The sequence below is a fragment of the Tardiphaga sp. genome, assembly GCF_044340795.1.
Classification (GTDB): Bacteria; Pseudomonadota; Alphaproteobacteria; order Rhizobiales; family Xanthobacteraceae; genus Tardiphaga.
This window is the reverse complement of sequence record NZ_JBIISY010000318.1, coordinates 1-5791: the sequence shown is the minus strand read 5'-3', so window position 1 is coordinate 5791 and position 5791 is coordinate 1. Positions and strand designations below refer to the sequence as shown.

Annotated in this window: 7 protein-coding genes; 4 read left to right on the top strand and 3 right to left on the bottom strand. The window is 57.7% G+C overall.

What is annotated here, in order from left to right:
- The 3 genes from ACIQ17_RS30075 to ACIQ17_RS30065 all read right to left on the bottom strand — a co-directional run.
- On the bottom strand, nt 1-664 hold a 664-nt coding region (locus ACIQ17_RS30075), incomplete at its 3' end, for a branched-chain amino acid ABC transporter permease (protein WP_398473122.1).
- 3 nt (nt 665-667) lie between these two features.
- The gene (locus ACIQ17_RS30070; protein ID WP_398473121.1) at nt 668-1537 is read right to left on the bottom strand and encodes a branched-chain amino acid ABC transporter permease; all 870 of its coding nucleotides are present in this window, start codon (nt 1535-1537) and stop codon (nt 668-670) included.
- Between the two features lie 45 nt (nt 1538-1582).
- The gene (locus ACIQ17_RS30065; RefSeq protein WP_398473120.1) at nt 1583-2767 is read right to left on the bottom strand and encodes an ABC transporter substrate-binding protein; all 1185 of its coding nucleotides are present in this window, start codon (nt 2765-2767) and stop codon (nt 1583-1585) included.
- Nucleotides 2768-3035: 268 nt separating this feature from the next.
- On the opposite strand from ACIQ17_RS30065, the gene ACIQ17_RS30060 reads away from it, so the two are divergent.
- The 4 genes from ACIQ17_RS30060 to ACIQ17_RS30045 all read left to right on the top strand — a co-directional run bounded on the left by ACIQ17_RS30060 (nt 3036) and on the right by ACIQ17_RS30045 (nt 5662).
- Nucleotides 3036-3746 carry a DUF2848 domain-containing protein gene (locus tag ACIQ17_RS30060; RefSeq protein ID WP_398473119.1) on the top strand — a complete coding sequence of 237 codons (711 nt, stop codon included), beginning with the start codon at nt 3036-3038 and terminating at the stop codon, nt 3744-3746.
- Between the two features lie 14 nt (nt 3747-3760).
- Entirely contained in the window at nt 3761-4135 is a 375-nt protein-coding gene (locus ACIQ17_RS30055) for a cupin (protein WP_398473118.1), read from the top strand.
- Between the two features lie 3 nt (nt 4136-4138).
- Nucleotides 4139-4807 (top strand): GntR family transcriptional regulator, encoded by a 669-nt coding sequence (locus ACIQ17_RS30050; RefSeq protein WP_398473117.1) that lies wholly within the window; start codon nt 4139-4141, stop codon nt 4805-4807.
- Between the two features lie 63 nt (nt 4808-4870).
- Nucleotides 4871-5662, top strand: a complete 792-nt coding sequence (locus ACIQ17_RS30045; RefSeq protein WP_398473116.1) for an SDR family NAD(P)-dependent oxidoreductase — start codon at nt 4871-4873, stop codon at nt 5660-5662.
- The last annotated feature ends 129 nt before the right edge of the window (nt 5663-5791 follow it).

Here is a 5791-nt window from a genome sequence, read left to right as displayed (position 1 = left end):
GCGCACCGCCGAGTGCGCCAAGCCCCGCACTCATCGCAAAGGCGATCGCCTTCACCCGGCGGACATCCATCCCGAGACTTTTGCAGGCAATCTCGCTGAGCCGCACACCGTGAAAGGCTCGTCCCCACCGCGAGCGCAGCATATTCCAGACACCGAGAAGGACCGCAGCGGCCACCGTCACCGACAGATAATAGAGGGACACCGGCGAGCCGAAAGTGAAGCCGAACATCGTCAATTGCTCGGCTGGACGTCCCACTGCGCCCCCGGTCAGATCCGTGAGATGCAGCAGACCAAGATTGATGATGCCGGCGAAAGCGAGAGTCACCAGCGCCAGATAGTGCCCCTCCACGCGGAGCGACATCACCCCGACGCCGTAGCCGATGATGGCGACGATAATTGCCGTCACGGGTATCGTAAGCCACATCGGCAGACCGAAATGCGCTGCGATGAGCGTCGAGCCATAAGCGCCGAGCCCGCAGAACGCCGCCTGGGCCAGCGAGATCTGGCCAGCGAGGCCGGTGACGATGCTGAGCCCAACCGTGATAATCGATGTGGTCGCGATAAGCGCCACCAGGAGGAGGATGTGACTGGGCATATAGGCCGGCCCCGCAAGCAACGCGGCAGCCACAAGCGCCCAAACAGCCAAAGTTTGAATTCGGGTCATCGCCTATACTTTCTTCAACTGCGCTTTGCCGAACAGGCCTTGCGGTCTGAAAATGACGACAGCGATCAAGACGCCATAGGCAACGACGTCCTTCGCCGCCGTCGAGATATAAAAGCCCGCTGCGGTTTCGATCAGCCCCAAAAGAATGCCGCCGACGATTGCGCCGGGAAGGCTGGTGAAGCCGCCGAGGATCGCTGCGCAGAAGCCCTTGATGCCGATCAGCCCCATATCTGGAGACAACGTTACGACCGGCGCCATCAGGATCGCGGAAATCGCGGCGATCACCGAGGCAACAATCCAGATGCCGGCAAAAACCTTGGTCACTGAAATGCCAACGATCGACGCGCCCCTGGCGTTTTCGCAGGCAGCGATAATGGCTTGGCCGTATTTCGAGACTTTGAAGAAAACGAACAGAGCAACTGTGATCACCACAGCGATGACTACCGCGGCGATGTTCGCGCTAGTGACGAAGATACCGTCGAGATTGAAGACCTTCGGCGCGACCAAGTTCGGGAAGGGCCACGGATCGGGGCCCATGAACGCGCGCATGCCTTCTCGCAGCGCCGTTCCAATCGCGAGCGTCGCGATGACCTGAACAAGCAATGGCGTCCGACGGATCGGTGCAAGAATCGCCAGATAGATGAAGAGCCCAAACAAGGCGGAAAACACAATCGAACATAGGATCGCGACCCAAAGCGGTGCTCCCATGAATGTCTGCGCAATTACAACCAAGTAAGCTGCAAAGGTGATCTGGTCACCATATCCGAAATGGACGACATTCGTGCCGTTGTGAATGAGCACGATGCACAAAGCGACAAGAGAATACATGACCCCGGCAGGAATGCCGTTCGCGATAAGCTGAAGAATATCCATGGATGCACCGTAGCGGAGAGCGCTCTACGAGCGCTCTCCTGAGGGTTATTTGGCGTCGATAGCGCCGGGGAGAACTTCGCGGGTCAGATCGTCTTTGATGACCGCGATGTACATTTTGGTATTGCCCTCGTGGTTCGTGGCAGACAGGTAGGTTGGCATTGACACGCCGGTCTCATAGCCATCCAGCGACTCGAGCGCCTTCATGTAACCTGCACGCGTCAGATCCTTGCCGGCCCGACGCAGACCCTCGACCACCGTGAGCGCACCGCCGTAGCCGAGCACGTCACCGAGCGCCGGGCGGCCTTGGCGCGCCAGATCCGGGAAGCGCTTCTGGAATGCTTCACGGAACTTCTTCATCGCTGGCGCATCCGATTCCGGCAAATGCTCACCATTGCTGACGAACTTCGTGCCGGCGCCGACCTTACCGACGAGTTCGGGATAGTTCTGGTTGGACGTCGCCGACGAACCGATAATTTCGGCCTTGATACCCACTTCGCGGATCTGACGCGTAACGATCGCGCTGGGCGCCGGATATCCGTAGACCACGATGGCGTCCGGATTGCTCGACCGCACCCGCAATATCTGCGAGGTGAAGTCGGTATCGGCCGCATTGAAGACCTCGTTTGCGACCGGGGTGATTCCCAGCTCCTTCAATCGGCCCGCGACCGATGATGCGCCAGTGGCTCCATATTCGTCTGATTGACGAAGAATCGCGATTTTCTTCAGCTTCTCCTTATCTACGAGGTAATTCGCAATACCGCGCCCCTGCATGCGATCATTGATCGGGCCGACGCGAAAGATGTTTGCGATCGGCGGCTCCGTCATCAGGGGCGAAGAGAAGCTCGGAATGAGAATGGGCACACCGGAATTCGCCATCGTAGTTTTCATCGGAACGCCCACGGCGCTGGAGCTCGGGCCAAACACCGCAAAGACCTTATCGCTCTGAACGAGGCGATTGAAACCGGCAATGCCCTTCGGAGCCGACGTCTCATCATCGACGGTGATGAACTCGATCTTGCGGCCATTGACGCCGCCAGCCGCATTGGTTTCTTCAAATGCGAGCGTCGCACCGGCCATGTTGCCCGACCCCCAGATTGCAGCAGGACCGGTCATGCTGCCCACGAACCCGATCTTGATCGATTTATCTGTCACACCGGTGCTGTCGGCCAAAGCAGGCACAGCAGCGCCCAAGAGACCCGCCGCTGTTACAGTAGCCACGGCGAACGCCAAGTTCCTCATTCCCTCTCTCCCTCATTTGACACCACCTCTTTGTGATGTATCACTGTCATACTAGCGAGGCCCGTATGAGAGATGTCAAGTGAAGTTTGCCGTGCATTGCGGCAAAGATCGACATTTAAACAAACTGCTCAAAATTCCGCCACACGACAGAACGGTACGTTTAAGCTGCTCTATCGATGGTAGATAGAGCACAATCTTCTTGCGCTTCAACCTCGGCGACCTTACGCTGAAGCATCACTGATATTTCACAAGGGCCATGATGTCGCAATCGGAGCAAGTTGGTTTGTCGTTTGCCGTTGAAAGTACCCTCGGAGGGGCCGTCACCGAGATCGACGTCGCACCGAGCGAGCTCATTGTTGCAGGCTGGGCTGGGCGCGATCAGGACGCCATCGAACATCACATCCGCGAACTGGAAGCGATCGGCGTTCGCCGTCCACGCTGCGTACCCCTATTCTACCGGCTATCCGCTTCACTTTTGACAACCGGTCCAGCGATCCAAGTTGTCGGCGACGACAGCAGCGGCGAAGCGGAGGCCGTGCTAATCAAACATGGTGATGACCTGTTGGTCGGGATTGGTTCTGATCATACTGATCGCAAGGTCGAGGCATACGGCGTCACCGTATCTAAGCAGATCTGCGCCAAACCGCTCTCTGCAAAGCTTTGGCGCTTCGACGACGTCGCCCCGCATTGGGACCAACTCATCCTGCGATCATATGTTTTTAAGAACGGTCAGCGCAGCCTTTATCAGGAAGGCCCGATGTCGGGCCTGCGCAATCCTCTCGAACTGATCGAGCTTTACGAGAAGGATGCCGGCCCGTTTCGATCAGGGATGGCGATGCTGTGCGGCACAGTGCCCGTGCATGGCGGCTTCCAGCCATCTAAACGCTTCGAGCTCGAGCTGCACGATCCAGTGCTAAATCGCTCTCTCGTCCACGGCTATGCTGTGAACAACTTGCCTATCGCCGACTAGACCGGAGCGCTCAAATGCAAAAGCCGCATCTCGAATTTCATAGCCTCGATCTTGACGCCGGATGGGAGACGCCGCCGGGTTATCCTGCAGGAATTAAACAAAAGATCATCGCCGGCACTCTCGATGAGACCGCCAAAACCGGCAACCGCACCCGCCTGCTTGCGTTCGAGCCCGGAGTTTTCACGACCGAGCCGTTTGTTCACGAGTATTGGGAAGAAGTATATCTCTTGTCCGGCGATCTCGTCGTCGGTAATGACGCCGAAGGAAACGGGGGCGAAACATTCACGGGAGCAACCTACGCGTGCCGCCCGCCGGGCGCATTTCATGGCCCCTTCAAGTCGGAAACAGGCTGCATGCTTCTCGAAACCCATTACTTTGCACCGAAGTAACGTATGTCGAGCTTGGGCCTGCCTCGCGCTGAACAGAAGCCGACCTCGCTGGTGTCTCGTGCCTATGACGCCATCAAGCATCGGATCTTCACGGTGGTCTATGCTCCGGGCGCCTATCTGAACGAGGTCGCGGTCTCGCGTGAGTTGGAGATCGGTCGGACGCCTGTGCATCACGCTCTGCATAGGCTCGCGAAAGAAGGATTGGTCGACGTCATTCCACGCAAGGGAATCATCGTCCGCCCGGTGTCTCTCGATGAGGTGGCTAACATTATCGAGGCGCGGCTCGTCAATGAAGCTTACTGCGCGTCGTTGGCCGCGCGACGCGTGACCCGCGCGGACTTGGAAGAGCCGAAGCTCATCCTCGGAAAGGCTCAAAGCGCGATCGATGCCGGTGAAGGCGTAGAAGAATTGATGCAGCTTGATCAAAGTTTCCATCGCTGGATGGCAAAAATTTCCGGAAATCCCGTCCTCGCTGAGTTTCTTTCCAATTTGCAGGATAGAGCCGCGAGATTCTGGTTTTTGTCCTTAAGCGACGGCCACCACTCCCAGCAGGTTCAACACGAGCATTTTGACCTGCTTCAGGCCATCGCTTCCAAAGATGAGGCTCAGGCAGCAGACAAAGCGCGGGCACATATTGATTCCTTCCGCAACACCATTCTCCGCGTTCTTTAAGGCATTCAGACTGGGCTTGCTTAGCTCGCGTTAGACAAAGACGCCCCTCGAAAGACCGATAAGATGAACACTTCCAATCTATTCGACGTAACAGGACGCGTGGCGATCGTAACGGGCGCCGCCAGCGGAATTGGTTTTGCGATTGCAGAAGTATTGGCGGAAAACGGCGCAACCGTCGTGATGACCGACATAGATGCAGGAAATTTGGACCTCGCGCGCAGCCAGTTGGAAGCCAGAGGCTTGAATGTACACAGCGAGCTCTTGGATGTCGCCGACACCGCCGGACTATCACACGAGCTGCATAAGGCAGCGCAGCGGTTCGGCGGCCTGGACATCGTCTGCGCCAATGCGGGCGTCTCCAGCGGAGCTGGTCCGCGCACGACGTCCGGGGCTATCAACGCGCTCGATATGCAGAACTGGGATCGGATAATACGCATCAATCTGACCAGCGTCATGACGACGATTCAGGCTGCGGCAGACATCATGATCCCTCAGCGAAGAGGCCGGATCATGGTCACCGCATCGATGGCCGGACTGCGCGCTGATCCCAATTGCGGCTATGCCTATGCGACAACAAAAGGCGGCGTCGTCAACCTAGTGCGGCAGGCCGCAGTCGAGCTGGGGCAGCATAACATCACCGTCAATGCGATCGCGCCTGGCCCATTCCGCACGAATATCGGCAATGGGAGACTGCACGATGAGGCCGTCGTCGCCGGCTTCGCCGACCGGACAATTCTTGGGCGCATCGCCGAGCCGAAAGAGATCAAGGGACTGGCACTGCTTCTCTGCTCGGACGCTTCGAGTTTCATGACGGGAACAGTGGTTCCAATAGACGGAGGAACGCTTGCATGGTGAGGCGGTCGGCCGCCTACTTCCATTTTTAGCATCCTCCACGATTGCGAACTTATGCGGTCACTGCGCCTGTCGCGATAAATAGTGTCAGGATGCACTCAACTGCGCCCAAGCAACCACGAGTTCGAGTAA

What these genes read in the sequence shown, in the direction of transcription:
- ACIQ17_RS30070 (WP_398473121.1), bottom strand. Translation starts at nt 1,537, where the DNA reads ATGGATATTCTTCAGCTTATCGCGAACGGCATTCCTGCCGGGGTCATG.
- ACIQ17_RS30060 (WP_398473119.1), top strand. Translation starts at nt 3,036, where the DNA reads ATGTCGCAATCGGAGCAAGTTGGTTTGTCGTTTGCCGTTGAAAGTACC.
- ACIQ17_RS30055 (WP_398473118.1), top strand. Translation starts at nt 3,761, where the DNA reads ATGCAAAAGCCGCATCTCGAATTTCATAGCCTCGATCTTGACGCCGGA.
- ACIQ17_RS30050 (WP_398473117.1), top strand. Translation starts at nt 4,139, where the DNA reads ATGTCGAGCTTGGGCCTGCCTCGCGCTGAACAGAAGCCGACCTCGCTG.
- ACIQ17_RS30045 (WP_398473116.1), top strand. Translation starts at nt 4,871, where the DNA reads ATGAACACTTCCAATCTATTCGACGTAACAGGACGCGTGGCGATCGTA.